We start from the raw sequence: 16874 nt of genomic DNA, 5'->3' as shown, positions 1-16874 counted from the left end.
CAGCCCTGTCCACTCAGGGGTGTGTCCACTGTGTTCCATATGGACGCATCCTGCCTTGCAAGTTCAGCCCTCACAACAAGGGCCTTCAGGCCACGCTTACGAACATTCTTCTCCCCAACAGTTTCCAAGCCACATGCCTAACAAGGTATGCAGCCAGGCCTTCTGCGCCTAGTTCACGAACCAGGCATCAGTGGCTTCTACTTCTTTGGCCTTGACTTTACCGGCCACGGCCTTGGCAATGCGGCGCATATGCGTTCGCATCACGGTTTTGTCATAGAGCTCCTGGTACTGGATCGCTACAACCTCGTAGTCGGTATTCAGCAGTTCGTCTCGAATCTGGCGATCCTGAGCGGCTGTCTGTGCGTTGCCATGCAGGTGCTCGCTCATGCCGTCCAGGTATACGCACACGCCGTCGAACTGGTCGTTGGGTGCATGGAAATACACATCTGGCCGAGTCACAATGCCTCCACTCAACACGATGGGGTGTTCAGTCTCGAAGCTGCCCAAGCCTGCCGCTTTCAACATCGCCACCAGTTGTTGCTCGGGCGGATTGCCGGGCTTCTTGGTCTGAGTTTCATCCGGTAGAACGGCCGGAATTTCATGGCTCAGGGTAAGTGCATCACCCCATGACATGAGGTGCTCCAGCGCCACATGCCGGTTCAAGTGCTCATGGTAGAAGGAGTTCCTAAAGTTCTGCAGGCAGTCGATGCACGACGTCTCGCAAGCAGATGGGCAGTCCTCGACCAACGCAAGCGAGTGCTGGATGACCGATGACCAGTGCTCCAGCAATTGCTCCAGCAGACCAGAGCCACCAGGCATCGGGTCGTACAGAATGGCGTCGTAGTTCTCAGCCCCCGGCTTGCCAAGTACCTGCACTTGCAGGTCTGAAATTTCCATGTCCAGCACGCCTGCAGCGCCTTGCCGCAGGGCCTCCATCACGCTGTAGGCGACCTCCTTGGATGTGCAGTCCGGCAGCACCAGCGCGTCTGCGGTCACCTCGGCGTAAAACGCGATCTTCTGAATGGGCCGGCCGCATCGCTCGACGTGGTTGTCGTTGAAGGCTTTAAGTTCATTGAGCGTGCTCATTGGCGAGCGGCTCTGGCCACAGACCATGCACACCGGGTAGCCCATCTCTCCAGTCGAGCGAACCTGCGATGCTGCGCCCACATTGACCAGACGCATGTGCAGGCCATGCTTCAGGTGTAAGGTGACGCCGCCCCACTCATAGACTTTGCCACCAGAGTGCCGGCCCTGGTCATGAGCAAATACGGCCACCGGCAACTGGAAGCGGTAATCCTCGTCATCGGATATGTACGACTGGTGGGGCGCGTCGACATCACACACCTGGACGCCGAAGATGCTGGTGACACCCACTGACTCGGCCTGTGTCGGTGCCGTAGCCTTGCCCAACCCGCCTGTTTCCTGAATCGCCTCGTTGGCCAGATCCACTGCAAACACGATCGGTTCCTCAGGTACCAGATGGAAGGTACGAGGCACAAACTTATGGGCGTTGGCATAAATCAAGTTGCCGGGTACGTACTCCCGCACCGCCAACGCACTGTTGCGCCGCAACTCCCAGTCGGAGATGTCGGAGCCGTAGCGTGGTGCGACGTGCGTGATGCTCACCGCGCCGGTATCCAAGCCGTACCCCGGCAGAAAGCCCTCAGCGGCAAGCACCCCATAGGTGTTCGTGTCATCCACGCCCTCGGCCTGGTTGGCGCGGCGGCGGGCTTCACCTTTGAGCTTCTTGACCAGACGCTCACAGCGGCTACGCAGGGCCTCCTCATCGGGATCCAGCGCGCCCTTTGCACTCGCAACCTTGCGCAGACGCTCCAGCTGGTTCAACGCCCATTGCAGACGCTGGAACAGACGATCCACCACCACCTGAAGTTCGCCCGCCAGCCCGTCGATGATGGACTCGATGCGGGCTTGGCTGACCACCTCGGCATCCGCAGCAGGCCACCCTTGCTGGAAGGCGCTCATGGTGGCCGCAAGGAGAGTCTTGCGATGCCGCTGGATCACGGTTTCCAGCACGCTCACTTTCATCGGCGTAGGCCGCACCATGCCTTCATGGGTGAACAAGTAGGTCTTGATTTGCTGCGGCAGGCAGCTGCGCACGGCCTCATGCAGTTCTTCCAACGCAGCCTGAGGCAATGCCTTGTCGCGCAGCATCTTGAAGATGGCCGTCAATACCGTGGCATGCACATGCTTGGCCACCATGATGGGATTGCGCAGGTTGAAGCTGGGCGGCTCCACCAGACCTTCCAGCATCTTCAGCGGCTCGTTGAAGTAGGCCCGATCGTGGCTGGCGGCCCGGGCATAGGTGATGTCCAGTGCCATGCGGAACTGACGTCCCGCACGCCCTGCGCGCTGCCAGTAGTTGGCAGGCAGGGGCGGCACGTTGCGCATTAACACCGCATCCAGTGCGCCGATGTTCACCCCCATCTCCAGGGTAGGAGTGCACACCAGGGTATTGATTCGCTCGCTGTCACCCTTGAAGGCGTTCTCGATCCGCTCTCGCTCCGGTCCTGGAATTTGAGCCGAGTGCTCCTTGGCCCGCAGCATGGCAAATTCTTGGTCAAGCAGGAGCAAATCGTAGTCGTCCGAATTTTCGGGTTCGGCAACCAGCTTGCCCACACAGCGCCAGGCCATGCAAGACATCGTAGGGTTAGGGAGACTGTGCAGACGCCTGCAGGTCTGGCAGCGGTACATACCCCTGTCTGGACGCATCAGCAGGCGATCGACGTCAACTTGATGCGCGCCGACACAGCCGGGAAGCGGCCTACCACGCGAACCCTTGAGTTTTACAGACGCCAAGAGCTGCAATTCGCTGGTCACCAGCGCCCACATGTCCGCGAGGAACTCAGCAACGTCATCTGAGGGAACCCCCCAGTTGATTGCCGCCTGCTTGGCCACCGTGGCATGGGTGCTGAACCACTGCTTGATGCGGCTCTCGTCATCTTGGCCGTCGCGCTGGAATTTCAGTGCCGATGGCACGCCCTTCATCGATGGCAGATAGCCCCGCAGAACCTGCAGCTCACCGTCCAGCCACACCTTGGAGTACACACCGGTGACGCTGTCGTACAGCATACGACGGGATCGCGCGGCATCCAGCAATGACGCGACACCCTGGGCCAGTGACGTTGAGTCACAGCCGATCCTGCCGGCCCAGCGCTTGAGCTCGGGGCGTTCACCCTGCAGACCTAGGTAGTCCACCTTCATCCTGCCCATGGGCTCCAGACCCAAGCGCTGCCGACCACCGATGGCCAGCTCGCGCAAGATCTGCACGCGCAGGAACCACTTGCGCTCCTGACCGTGTGCCTGCCCCGCCTCAGACTTTGGTTCCACTCGCCACACCTCTGGGATCAGGGCGCGCGACAGCTCATCGTCGGCGTCCAGGTGCTGATCCAACCAGAGAGTCAAGTCACTGACGGAGATCGGCCCTTGTTTGAGCTTCAGGTAGGTCAGTTCACGGAAGCGATAACGGCGCGAGCGATCCTGCATCCAGCCGGCCTGGAAGGCAGCGTCTTGCCGGTTATCAGCAAACACCAGCAGCTTGCGGCGTTCGGCGCGGTGAATCATGCTCTGGGCCAGCACGTGCACATCCGCCACGGTGGTGGCGCGCACCGGACGCGCAGGCTCCCGGTAGTTGCCGCTGAATCGACGGCCTGCAGCACCGCAAGACACACAGCGCGTCAGCTTGCCGACATGCTCATCCTTCTGTTGCACGAAGTACAGCGGCTTGAGCGGCTTGTTGCGACCGCAACCTACACACTCGGATACGTTGTGGTCATGCACTGTGCCGCAGTAGCGGCAGGCAAACAGGGTTTCGGTACGCACCGGTTCATCTTCGGCATCTGCACCGACCTGATGGTCCAACGACAGCGCCCTGACCCCACCCAGGCTGATCTCGGTACCACGCCACGCACGGCCCTTGCCTTCTGCCGCTCCACCGCCAGGACGCTGGCCTGTGAAATCGAAGTCTTCCAGTCCGTGCTCGAAGTAGTGCTGGCCACAGGTGGTACAGCTCAACAGTGGGAAGCGATGCAGGTCAGCACTATCGGTCAGCGCATCTTCCGCCGACAACCACAGCTTGGCCTCCTTGGCTTGGTCGGGGAAGGTCACCACCGCACCACTGACGCCGCGGACAAAACCATGCACCACCGGACGCAGCAATGGCCGCCCACCCTGACGCGCGGCGGCTCCCAAAGCCAACCAGACGAGAATTTCTTCCTGCGAGATGCTACGGCCCAGTTTGGTGCTGAGGTCGTCCAGCAAGTCATCCAGCGCACGTGGTCGGCGCAGGGCTTCGGCGATCTGGAAGACCACCTCGTTGTGGCTCATCCAGTGCCCGACGGCTTCGCGCCAGTGGCCCGGCTGCAAGCGGCTGCCGGTGGCAGTGGTGAACCAGACACGCAGAGCCTGCACATCGCCATCGGTCACTTCCTCGCGATCCACCAGTGAGAGCACCTCCAACAGCGTTTGCAATTGGGCGGACTGGTCACCATTGAGCGGCGGGCTGGCCTTGCGGGGTGAACCCCACACATCGGCTTCGTAGCTTTCACCGACCAAGGCGACGTTGCTACCCTCCACGCCGAAAAAGCGGCTGGCGAACTCTCGCCCGGCATCCAGACCTTTTACGGGATCGGCAATGGTGGCGGACGTGGCGATGCAGGTCGTACTGGACTGGTCCTTGCCACAGTAGGCGCGCAGCCGACGGATCAGGCACGCAGTCTCGGCCCCCTGGGCGCCAGTAAAGGTGTGGGCCTCGTCAAAGACCATGAACTCCAACCGGGCGTTGTCGAACAGCTCCAGATCGTGTTGGCGGGTCAACAGCAGTTCCAGCTGCTTCACGTTGGTCAGCAGGATGCGAGGCTGCTGGCCAGGCGTGCGCATGGCTTCACGGCTCACGCGCTCCTCGGCCGGATGCAGCGCAACGTCTTGCTTCTTGTGCTGCATTTCAGCCAGTTTGGCCTCGTAGTCGGACGCAGTGCTGCCAGGCGGCAAGCGCACGCCGACCACGTCAGACTCTCTCTGCGGCGTCTTACCGACATACATACCGAAAGTCACGCCCGTACCGGCCAACAGGGCACGCATGCGCTGCAACTGGTCTTCGGCCAGCGCGTTCATCGGGTAGACGATCACTGCGGTGATACCTGCTGTCGCATCCTGGTCGCGTAGCTGCAGACAGCGGCTGATGATGGGGAACAGGAAGCACTCGGTCTTGCCAGAGCCCGTGCCCGTGGCCACCAGCGTGGGCTGCCCGGCGTGGATGGCGCGGAAGGCCTGTTCCTGGTGCCGGTAGGCGGCCGGATAAGGCGACAACTGGCGGATATGAGGGTGAAGCACCCCTTCCTTCACCAATTGCTCCAGCGTAGCGCCCTGCTGGAAGGTGCGCGACAGCGAGATGTACGGCCCCTTCATCAGCGGCGTGTTGCGGGTGTGCTCCAGATTGAGCAGCGCCCGCATCTGCTGATAAAGGCCCGCGTCGGCGAAGGCGTAGGTGCTGAGCTGGTACCGCAGGAAGTCGCCGACGACTTGTTCGGTGTAGGTGATGGGGTTGAGCATCAGAACAGACCAGGTTGGTGGTTACCGCTATTAGGCTTTTCCGATTGGTCGCATGAGGACGAGTCGCCAGACTCGTAGACCATCGGCGTCAGCAATCGGATCAGGCTTGCGTGCGCCTCGCATTCAAGCCAGGATCTCCGAACGTCTTCCTGCTGCCAAGCGAGATGACGGGGTCCAAATTGCGACGCAACGGACTGATATGCTTGGGCTCTTGAGTCATGGCCCAAGCCATAGTCACTGAGACGAATTTGGTCAGGGATCAGCCAACCCACACCACCGTTCATGCTCAAGAACGAGTCCAGACCAAGCTGTTGCAGGTCATGCAATGCCACTAGCGACAAAATCGTCTGCCGGAGCTCCGGCGGACGGTCTCGGTCGACGCGCCAGAAGCCTTTCGGATCGAACCCAGTGTCCCTGCTGCGATAGTCGTCAGTAGGCCTATCGCAGTCTGCAAGGACATGCCTGTACTCATCAACGCTCAGTCCATACAGATGGGCAATAACCGTGTCAGCAATCACGCGTAGACGCAGGCGTTCATGGTGGGTGACCGCCCAATGCGTTCGCCACGCCTTCGAGCGATCAACCCCCTCTAACCACGCGTTGGCGGCGCGGACGGTACACGCGCTCAACGCTCGGCCTATGCCTGATAGTTTTACTGCCTGGGCCGGGTCAGGAAAGACAGACTCATCCAACAAGAAGAAGCTGAGGTTCAGCCCACCCAGGCGTTGCCTCACGTCGTAGTCGAACACAAAACTGTTCAGTGCGACGGGGGCGCTGAAGGTTAGATCTTGGTCTCTGAACGTAATCGGATTCAACGAGTGGTTGCAGGGGAACCCACGGATCAGGCCCGCGATCACAGAGCGGCTGTTAGTGGCGCTACCGATGTTGAGCATCGGGGTTTTCCACTCCAGCAGCATGCCGTTCTCTACGGCAATACTAGCCCCCATCAGAAACTGAGGCTCCAGAATTTTCTCATCCAAGTCAAGCTCGCGCCACACGGCAGCACGACCTTTACCGCTAACCCAACCCTTCTCGGCAGAATCAAACTGCCCAATCATCCGCCCCTCGTAGAGTGGCAGGGCTACGTCCTCGATGCGGTCCACATGCAGCGCCTGGTGCCCATCGCGCGACAGCACCAGACCGGCAGGACGATCCAGGATGTTGCTGGGCCCGCTGTATGCCTGCCATGGTCCCTTCAGCCAGTGTCCGTACTCGTCCGGCTGATACCCCTTCTCCTCCCACTTCGGGCGGGGCGGGAACAGCTTGGAATCGTTGGTCATGTGGAACTCGGTGGCGTACTTGACGCCCCAACCACGTTCACTCTTGTCGCCCAGCAACACGCCGTTGGCATAGATCTTCTGCAGCACGCGCAGATCTTGCTCGCTGCGGATCTCCAGTATGGCCTTGGAGTACGGCGAAAACTCCAGCACCCGCTCGCGTGGGTAAGCCAGCACATGCCGTTCGGCCTGCGTCCAGTCGTCCACGTTGCGATGCATGAAGGCCGCGCGGATGGCCTGAGTGGTGCCGGACTTCTGGATCACCAGCGGGCAGAATTTGAACCTAGAGTCGATGTCGAAGACCTTCTCACGGTTCTCGAAGCCGAACAGCCATTGCCAGTCGCAGTGGTCCAGGAACAGCTCGCGCAGGTTAGTCGTACCCTTGTCGGTGTAAATGCCACTGGGCACGATCATGCCCAGGCGACCTTGCGGACGCATCAGCGCATGGCTGAGCTCCAGGAACATCTTGTAGGTGTTCAGATCGGCCGAGCCTTGGTGCACGAACGGGTGGGCGCTGTCGGCAAAGCCCTTGCGCTTCTTGCGCTGGGCTTGCCACTGGTTGTGCAGGCGCTGCGACCCGGCAAAGCTGTCACGGCCCCGGCCGCCCAGGTTCAGGTCGTGCTTCGTCTTGCCATCCTTGTCGGTAACGACGCGGTCACCGAAAGGCTGGCCCACGAATTTCACCCAGTTCGACATGGCCTTCAGACCACCTACGTAGGCAATCCAGTCATGTTCCAGTGGCGGCGAGGATGTGAAGTACTCAATCTGCTTGGCCAGCGCGTCCTGCTTGCCGTAGGCGCGGTACAGCGGGTCGTGGTTGGAGAAGAACTCCTTGGAACTCGGCTTTTGGATCTCCCATGGCGGGTTGCCCAGCATCGCATCAAAGCCCTGCTGTTTGGCCGTGAACACGTCAGGGAACTCCAGCTCCCAGTGGAAGAAGCGGCGCTTGGCGGCCACTTCGGCTGCCAGGGCCAGAGCTTCGGCCTCGGGCTGGCTGAACTGCTGGGGAAGCGGAGCCAGCTCGATGTGGTCACCGGGCCAGAACCACAGTGCGCACCACAAGTCCATGCGTGCCTTGAGGGCGTGGTAGTGCGGGTTGGCCAGGACTTCGTCACGGTAGACCGCCGCACGTTTTTCGCTTTCGTGCACCGGCAGACGATGCAGCTTGCGGAAGACCTTCAACAGCTCATCATGCACCTCACTGGCGTCCAGTCCACCACCCAAGGCCATCTGGCCATTCAACTGGTGGATCAGTTGCTCGGGGACGGACTTGCCACGGGCATTGATCGCCGCAGTGAACTTGTCCCCCCGCTTCCTACCTTTGGCATCGGTATAGAAATGGTTGACGAGGTTCTGTGGCTTGTCCTTCTGGTAGTCCTTGTCACCGCCTTCGCGCTCCCAGGCCAGGGCTGGATAGTCACGGTAGGTGTCGAACCAGGTACCTACCAGGGCGTTGCCGACCTTGAGCTTGTGATCCAGAAAGCCGAAGGGTAGGTCCCGATCCATGGTTTCGACCCACAGCGCCATGCGACCCAGTTCCACCGCCAGTGGATCCAGGTCCACGCCGTACAGGCAGCGCTCCACGATGTGGCGCTTGAGCTGGGCGCGCAGCGCGTCCTCAAAGCCTTCTTCAGTGGGGCGCAACTTCAACAGCTCATCGCTCAGTACCTCGCTGATCTGGCCGTCGGCCATGCGCGGCACACCGCCATCTTCGGCGCGCTCGATGAGCTTGTAGTTGTACAGCGAGGCCACCAATGCATCCGTCAGATAGCGCAGTGCGCTAGCCAGGAACGACCCCGATCCCATGGCCGGATCGCACACCTTCAGCGCCAGGATCGCTTCAGGACGTCTGGGGCGCCATTCGACCACCTCAGTCAGGCCGGTGCGCGGATCCACTTCGGTACGGACCGGCTCGTAAGCCAGCGGCTGCAGGGTGCGGCGCACCGTGGGGGCAGCCAGTTGCGGGCGCGTGTAAAAGGTGCCAGCACCTTTACGGGTACCACCCCAGCGCACCAGGAAGAACTGGCTTGGAGCCACCAGGCGGGCACACAGGCTGCGCGTCGCCCGGGCCAGTGCCTCGGCATCATCAGCAAGGGGAGCGTTGGCGGCACGCCGACCTCTGGGCTTTTTCACCAGGCCTGCGACCACAGCCGCCTTCTCCAGCCAAGCCTGGGCGCGTGCCAGGTGATCGGCACTGAGGGTCAGTTCGTCATCATCACTCGCCGCCGGCAGTGCATCGTCCTCGTCCACTGGCAGTTCGTCGCAAGCTTCATCTTCTGACTCGTCGTCAGCCTCGGCGGCCTCGTCATCGCCACTTTCCTCCTCACCCTCACCGCTGGAGGGCTTGTCTTTCTTCTTGAGCGCCTCAAACAGCTGCTTGATCACGGCGTCGCTCATGCCCTCCAGTTGAGACAGGGTCAAGGCGGGTTCGTTGCCTACGGCCAGGAAGATCACCGGATCGTCGGCCGCCGCTTGCTTGAGCTCGAAGTCCAGCAGGCCTTCATAAAGGATGCCGATGTATTCAGACGACAAGGCGGAGAAGTCCACCGGTGCATCGACCAGCTTGTTGCCACGCCCCTGGCGCAGGCGCATGCGAGTACGCGTGAGCAACCGAAGAATGCGCTGCACCTGGCGGTCTGTGACGGCGTTTTGCGGGCCTTCCAACAGGGCCAGGGCACGAGCAATACCGTCTTTGGACTCGGCATCGCCCGGAGCAAACAGGGCGCCACTGTATTGCGGCACCGGCAGCGCTTCGTGCGACGAGCCCTCATGAATCAGCTTGAACAAGGCCATCAATCGAGGCCAGGCGCTGCGGCTCTGGGACAGGCGATCGTTACCACGCCCGCTGGCGCGGCGGTCCAGGTTCTGGCGCAGGCCTTCCAGGCTGTAGGCGCGTTGATAGACTGGATTGTCCACCGGCAGCAGGTTACGCGCCTCGGCAAAAAGCGTGATGATGCAGCGCATCACAATGCGCGAACCGGCCACATAGAGGTCCGCGAAGGCGGGCGCAGTTCCGGCCTGCTGGGCCTGCTCGATGGCGCCATGCGATGCCGTGATCAGCTCTTCGACAGCTTGCCGCACACGCTCGCCCAATACCGCAGACAAGTCGGCCTGGCCCTTGCGTGAAGCATTTATGGCGCTGAGTAGCCAGCCTTGGGACTGGCCTGGGGCGGCCCTCAGGGCGTCACGGCAGACCAGCTGCCGCCAGGCCGTGACCTGAGGGCCAGGGGTACCTTCGACGAACCATAGGTCGATGTCCCACTCGCACCAAGCGTCGTAGTCCTGGCCGGCGTGCACCAAACGCCACTGGCGGCCGTTGGTCACCAGGGCCAGGGGCTGCTGCTTCTGGCGCAGCCACTCCACCACACGGCTGAGCAGCTGGCGTGAGCGGCCCACACCGAGCCGGCCACTGAACTGACGCGAGGCACCATCTTCCGGCACGAACACGGGTAGCACTTCGCCTTGCGGCCCTTGCCACAACCTGCGGGGCTTGACCAAGGCACCCGTAAAGCTGCGCAGGCCCCACCTTGCCTCCACAGCCTGTGCCTTCTGCCACTCAGCTTCGGGGAGGCCTGGCAAGTCCTGCAACACGAAGTCCAGCAGGGGCCCCAGTTGCTCGTTGCTGCCGTCGAAGGCGGTGACAGCTCGACGCAGGCGCTCGGCGTGCCAGGCAGACAGCGGTGGCAGGTCAGGAGTGAAGTCGCTGGCTACTTTGTCAGGGCTGATGAGCAGGCCGCCGTGCTTGAGGCTGCTCCACCAATCGATGACTATGCTCATTGCACCACCCCCGGCAGACGAATTTCGATGGTCACAGGGAAGACCTGAGCGGAGCCCAGCAAGGCAAAGCGGTTCGGCATCACGTGCTTGATGATTCGTTCTCGTTCTTTTGTCAGGCAGTCGAGCAAATGGCCAAACTGACCTTGGCGGCGCTTGAGTTCGTCTTGCAGGTCACGCAATTCGCGCTCGGCCTTTTCGTTGGCATCTTCCAACAGCGAGAACTGCAGTTGTTGCGTGCGGCGCTCCTCGATCTCGCGCTTGATCTTCTCAATGCTCTGCTCACGCTGCAGGCTAGCCACCTCGCGGATGCGGCGCTCGAAGGCGGCCTTCTCTTGCTCAGTGGCCACTTCACCTGCGGCCTTCAGTTCGGCAGCCAGAGTCGATGTGAGGCGAGATCGGTAGGTGTTCAACCAAGCTTTCACGTCACTGTCGATGTCCTCCCAGATGGCTCGTGCCGCCGCCACGCCGTCCGGGTGTTCGGCGCCGGGCTGCGGGCCGGCATGCGGGCCGGTATAGGTCAGCATCGAACCCAGCTCACCCCCTGTCACGGGCAAGGCAACCGTTCGCACCCAGTGATGCAGCGTTTCTCGCAACTGATTGATCCCAAGTTCCTCAACGGTCAGAAGCACCAACGCATCGGCTCCTGCAGGCACGTCGCCCCGAGTGACTACCCACCGGCTGGGTGGTGTGAATTCGCTTTGTCCACCCGGGAACCGCAACCTCGCAAACGAGGTCAGCGCCTGACGCATCACTGGATGGCCCAGGTGCATGAGCACGGTATCGGGCGAGGGCCGGAAGACCGGACGGCCATTCACCGTTTGGATGAAGTAGCGGTTGTCGAACGCCAGCCATGGCAGGGCACCGGCCACGCCACGGTCGCCACGCAGGCGAAGGCTATCGTCCGCCACCGCTTGCCAACGGTTGGGTAGCGGAGTGCGCAGCCGCATCCGGCCAGCAGCATCAGGGCCCTGCAGAGGATCTTGTGAGGAGCCAATGCCCAGGGCCATGCGCAGGGTGTCTTGCAGGGTCTGAGGTGTCAGGTCCAGGTCGGTCAGCAAGCGCTCCAGTCGGGCGCGTTCTTCGATGCCGCGTTCAGCCGTAGCCACACGGGCGTCGTCGGTGGCGTGCTGACGGGTACTGAGCTCGCGGTCCAGGTCGGCCAGCACGTCCTGATCATCGTTGAGCTCCATCATGCGGCGTTGGAAAGCCGCGTCAAACAGCTCGCCCACCGAGCCCAAGTCCTCGCGGATATCGTTGACCTTCTCCAGCACCCGAGCGACGAAGGACAAGTCAGCATCGTCATCGCTGGCGAAGTGGAAGATGGTGACATCACGCGCCTGCCCGTGCCGGTCAATACGACCGTTGCGCTGCTCCAGGCGGGACGGGTTCCAAGGAATCTCGTTGTGCACCAGCAGGCGGGCAGTATGCTGCAGGTTCAAGCCTTCAGAAGCAGCGTCGGTAGCGACGAGTACCTGTACTGGGGACAACGGGTCATTGAAAGAGAGCTTGATGCGTTCCCGCTCTTCATCCGACATGCCGCCATAAAGCTGAATGATGGCGCCTGTGTCTGCGCCGAACTCGCGTTCTAGACGCTGCACCAGATAGTCGAGCGTGGTCTTGTACTCGGTAAAGATGATCAGGCGCTCTTCGGGATTCCAGGCCTCGGCATTACGCAATCGCTGGCGGATCAGATCCTTCAGGCGGTCGAACCGGGCATCCACAGTCGGCACCTTAGTTGTCACCGGCAGCTCGGCCAGTCGCAGCGCCTGCAAGGCTCTGTCTACTTCAGCCACCTCCTTGGTGAGTTGGTCCAGATATGGGTGCATCCAGGCGCCGACCACATGTGCAGCATGCAAATTGCGGCTTTCACGCTCCAGGTCGTCGTCAATGTCTTCTTCAACCGCACGCCGTGCTGCCAGCACTTCACTGGCCTGAGTCTGATCCTGGGCAGCAAGGCCAGCCTTGAAGCGCAACCAGCTGTCGGCAAACGTGACTGGGCTGGACAGAAGACGCTTGCGCAACACCTCAATAGCGAAGTTCAGCACGGCACGGACTTGAGGTGCGGCCATGATCTGGCGCTTGAGCGCACTGCAGAACGCACGGACAGCCAGGGCCAGGTCCTTCTCGGCACGCGACATGTACAGCGGCAAGGGCTCCAGGTAGCGGGTAGCGAAGCGTGGTGCTCGACCGGCCTCCTTGTCCTGGGCGTTGATCTCGCTCTTCAGGCGACGGATCAGCACATCGCCGATCATCGCGCGTTCCTTGTCGGTAAACGCTGGCGTGCGCGTGAACCTGACAGGATCCAACTGTTCCAGCAGGCCCGAGAAGCAACGGGTATGGCCGTTGTGCGGCGTGGCTGTCAGGAACAGGCGATGCTCAAACCAGGGGGTCAGTAACCGCAACATCTCGGCCAGGTCGCTGTCCTCCCCGTAGTTGGAAGGCATCAGGTTGTGCGCTTCATCAACGATCAGCAGGTCCCAGGGCAGCTGAGCACCTTGCTGATTCTGCGTCGAACGACAGTTGGCGATGAACTGCTCCAGCACATCCGGTTGCCGCAAATAGTGGTACGAGGTGATGATCCGGGGAAGTGCACGCCAGGGGTTTGCATCCAGGCCCATCTCCTTCTGAAGACGGTGTGTGGAGGCTTTGTCCACGATGTCGAAACCGAGCGAAAACTTCTCTTCCATCTCCTGCTGCCACTGGGTGCGCAGAGAGGCCGGCGTGATGATCAGGACACGCCGGATGCGGCGCTTGCGCACCAGCTCAGCCAGGATCAAGCCAGCTTCCACGGTCTTGCCCAGGCCAACGTCATCGGCCAGTAACAGCGACACTCGGGGCATGCGCATGGCTCGAGCCAGCGGCACGAGTTGGAAGTCATCGGCACTGACGGCACCGTACACTGGTGCAGTGGGCACCGGCTCAGCCTGGCGCTCAGGATTCTCGGCCGACAAGAAGGGGCTGATGGCCGTCCAGCGGGTGGCCCGCTGCAGGGCTAGAAACTCATGCATGCGCATCGGCGAGTCAACATCAACGCGAGGCAGCGCGTTGGGCTCCAGCACTACCGGCTGACGTTCACGTTCCCACAGCAGCGTCTCCTCGGGGTCACCATCGGCGTCGCTGAACTCGACGGTGACGAGGTGCAGCAGTTGCGAAGTCTTGGACGCAGCAAAGGGCTCGACTGCCGAGATCACTCCGCGACGGTTACGGACGGTAGCGAGCATTCCAACTCGTGGAAGATTAGGATTTTGAATAGCCACGGTGATTTTCAAATTGCATGTTTGATCTTATCGTTTTCACTTCGATAAACCGACTACTGACAAATTTCTAGGCGAACTTAAAACTAAGGTGCAGTGCCAGTCTGTGAAGGATTTGTGGCATCAGCAGTTCATCCAGTACATGGATGACGAGCTGCTCAGCACTTCTTCTGCCGACACTACCATTGCCTAGCGTGCCGAAAAACGTGGGCCAGTATCACGACGCTTTGGTTTCGCCACCACGCGGCACATCTTCCCACCGTAACCAACCGGCCTGCAGCCTGCGGCGGCAGGTCGGACAGTTCACCTGATCCGGCTGGTCCGATAGCGGCGTGTTCATCCCGGTGAACCTGCCGCACAGGGTCTTGCCAAATTCAGGCGGCGTGCCACGGTGGCCGACATGGACGAAGCGGGGTGACAAGATGGCTCCTGTAGGGAGGTGAAGTTCGATGCGGTGTGCGGGCTCGCTGGCGGAGGGCAGGGCGATCATGCCTCCCGGGATGCTCGCAGGGCATTCCCTTGCTGCCTCTTGCCAGCCTGTCATTTTCTGGTCATTCTGGCCGAAAAACCACCCCCGCCTCAGCCCCGGTATCCCGGCGCGATGATGGCTCCGCCCGCCTTTTTCAGGGTGTCGGAAACGGATGTGCCCGGGCGCAGGTCGTGCGCGATCACCTGGCGCGCCATCTGCGTCAGCACTTCTCGGGAGAGCAGAAGCCGGTCTCCTGGGCGCCGAAGAAAACCGGCCGGCAGATGGTCGAGGCGTCATGGCCGCGATAGGCCTGGTAGAGCCAGTGACCGGCACGCCGGTCCGGCGGCACGGCCTTGAAGGTCTGGGTGCCGGTCAGCGCAGCGGCCACCAGCTGGAAGCCCTGCTGCAGCTCGGCATCGCCCGCACCGGCCTGACGCCGGCTCAGCTGGGCGATCGCCTGGCCAGCGGCATCAAGCACGGCGGTCGGGGCCAGCCCTGCGGCGACCACGTTGCGACGCGCCTCATCGAAGCCTTCGGGTGCCATGGCCGCCGCCGCCGTCCAGCCGTTGCTGGTGTCGACCAGATAGAGCCTGACCTGGAAGCGTCCGAGGTCCATCTGGCCGGGCTGCAGGTGGCTCTGCAGCTTGACCGTCCAGCCCGGCGACAGGGCGCCGGTCATGGTCTCGAAGAACGTTTTTTCTTGTTTCATCGTCTGCCTTTCAGTGCCGTGGGCATCTGGGTCTTGGTGTACTGGAACGAGGGGGGCGGTGCACCGTCAGGCGTTTACCGAGAGCTCGCCAAGCTTCTCCTCACCGCCAGCGATCGGATTGGTGTCCAACCGTTTTCCTCTGACTCATCTCATGGCCATGGAACCCCATAGAACCCCATAGAACCCCATAGAACCCCATAGAAAACCCATAGAAAACCCATAGCCATGCCTAGGCAGACGTATAGACCGCCCAGCGGCGTTCGCCACTTTGTTGCAAAAGGCCATGCTGTTTCATGCGCTTGAGCAAGCTGGAGGCCTGATCGGATGACAAACGACAGAGCTCCATGACCTCGGTGCGCCTGATCTGTCCATGCTGCCGCACGTAGCTCAGCACCATCTGCTCTTGCTGGATCGGCGCGAACCCGGCCTGGCGCGTATAGCCGGCCTTGTCACCTGCCACCCGGTACACGGCAGCCGACAGCGTGTAACTCCGACCGCGTGTAGTGCCATGGGCTTCCACCAGGCCAGCCTCTGTCAGTGCCTCCAGCGTGCGCTTGGCACTGGCCGCATCGCGCTGGATGCGTCCGGCCAGTTCCTCCGCGGTGACCCGCTTGAGTTCGCGCACGGCAGCCAGGGCGATCAGGCTGTCGATCGGCAATTCGGCGCCCCGGCGCCGCTCCTCTTCCACCACCAGGCGCCGGAAATCCCGGTCGGCCGGATCGGTGGGCAGGCGCACCACCACGCCGTGGGCATCGGTGCGCGAATAGTCGGGACTGGGGCGGCCGAACTTGAGCATGCCGCGGAAGATCGTGTCCACCCCACGGCCAGAGCGCTCCACCACGCCGACACGCTTCATGGCGTCGGCGAGCGCCCGGTTGCGCGGTCGTGGCTCGGTCACCAGCAGGTTGGCCAGCGTCACGCCATCCATCAGCCCGCCGGGGTTGCTGACCACCAGCGCATCGTCCTCCAGCCGCACGTGGACGGCGCCCAGGCGGTGGTAGTCGCGGTGGATCAGGGCATTGGCCACGGCCTCGCGAACGGCTGCCAGGTCCACCATCGGCACCGGAACGCGGAACAGGCCGACCTGGATCTCCTCCTCCGGGTTGTAGGGGCGGAAGTTGATCTCCAGCCAGTCGAGCGCCTTGAGCAGCGGAAATCGCCGGAACTCGTTGAAGCGCACCGCCTGCTGCGCCATGACCTGGAAGGCAAACTCATGCGTCGGCACCTGCTCGCGCAGGGCGCCCTCGCGGCCCACCAGCAGCAAGCCGGTCAGTGTCGGAACGCGGCTGCCGTCCGCCAGGCGCGCAGTCAGGCCCAGCGCTCCGTCGAGTGCCTCGTCGTCCAGTTCCAGCAGCACCCGGTCGCCGCCGTACTGCTGCACGGCCTGACGCAGGCGCTCGCGCTCGAGCGGATCGAGGTCGGCCAGCGTGGCACCTGCCACCGGCTGGGCTGAGACGTCGATCAGCCCGAAGCTGGAAGCACGGCTGACCCGCTCGTGTGGCAGCATCGGCATGCATTCAGGGGTGCCATCATGCTTGAGTCGGCGGCGCAGGTAGACCCCTTGATGGGTTGCGACCTCTCCCTGGGCCTTGGGCACCTCGATGCGGGCGACGCGCACACCTTCGGCCTCGACCAAGGACACCTGGACCGTAAGCGTGGGCGAAGTGCGAGCAGCGACCATCCCAGCCAGCCCCGCCAGCATCTGGTGCTCGGGATGCAGTCCGGTGGGGCGGCCATCATCTTCGACGCCCAGCCACAGCTCGCCACCTTCGGTGTTGGCCAGACAGACGATGGCCTCGACTAGGGCCTGTTAACACAAT

6 protein-coding genes are annotated in these 16874 nt (G+C 62.1%); all 6 read right to left on the bottom strand.

Translation table 11 applies throughout. From position 1 onward, the window contains the following. Positions 1 to 168 precede the first annotated feature (168 nt). Positions 169 to 5568: a DEAD/DEAH box helicase gene (locus C6P64_RS00710; protein ID WP_105746678.1), complete on the bottom strand. Its 5400-nt coding sequence runs from the start codon at positions 5566 to 5568 to the stop codon at positions 169 to 171. Then, positions 5568 to 10622, bottom strand: coding sequence for an Eco57I restriction-modification methylase domain-containing protein (locus C6P64_RS00705; protein ID WP_170073012.1), 5055 nt, complete (start codon positions 10620 to 10622; stop codon positions 5568 to 5570). The genes C6P64_RS00710 and C6P64_RS00705 overlap by 1 nt, the downstream gene beginning before the upstream one ends. Further along, on the bottom strand, positions 10619 to 13843 hold the full coding sequence (gene drmD, locus C6P64_RS00700; RefSeq protein ID WP_105746677.1) for a DISARM system SNF2-like helicase DrmD: 3225 nt from the start codon (positions 13841 to 13843) through the stop codon (positions 10619 to 10621). Before drmD ends, C6P64_RS00705 begins: the two co-directional genes overlap by 4 nt. A 250-nt stretch (positions 13844 to 14093) precedes the next feature. Beyond that, a complete protein-coding gene (locus tag C6P64_RS17830; RefSeq protein WP_146115835.1) occupies positions 14094 to 14366 on the bottom strand; it encodes a hypothetical protein in 273 nt (90 codons plus the stop codon). A gap of 199 nt (positions 14367 to 14565) precedes the next feature. Then, on the bottom strand, positions 14566 to 15054 hold the full coding sequence (locus C6P64_RS00695; protein WP_105746676.1) for a hypothetical protein: 489 nt from the start codon (positions 15052 to 15054) through the stop codon (positions 14566 to 14568). A gap of 229 nt (positions 15055 to 15283) precedes the next feature. Next, positions 15284 to 16846 (bottom strand): ATP-binding protein, encoded by a 1563-nt coding sequence (locus tag C6P64_RS00690; RefSeq protein WP_281257921.1) that lies wholly within the window; start codon positions 16844 to 16846, stop codon positions 15284 to 15286. Positions 16847 to 16874: the final 28 nt, after the last annotated feature.

It is taken from the genome of Malikia granosa (genome assembly GCF_002980595.1).
GTDB classification, from domain to species: Bacteria; Pseudomonadota; Gammaproteobacteria; order Burkholderiales; family Burkholderiaceae_C; genus Malikia; species Malikia granosa.
Note: the sequence above shows the minus strand (reverse complement) of the source record. Positions and strands in the feature narration are given on the sequence as shown.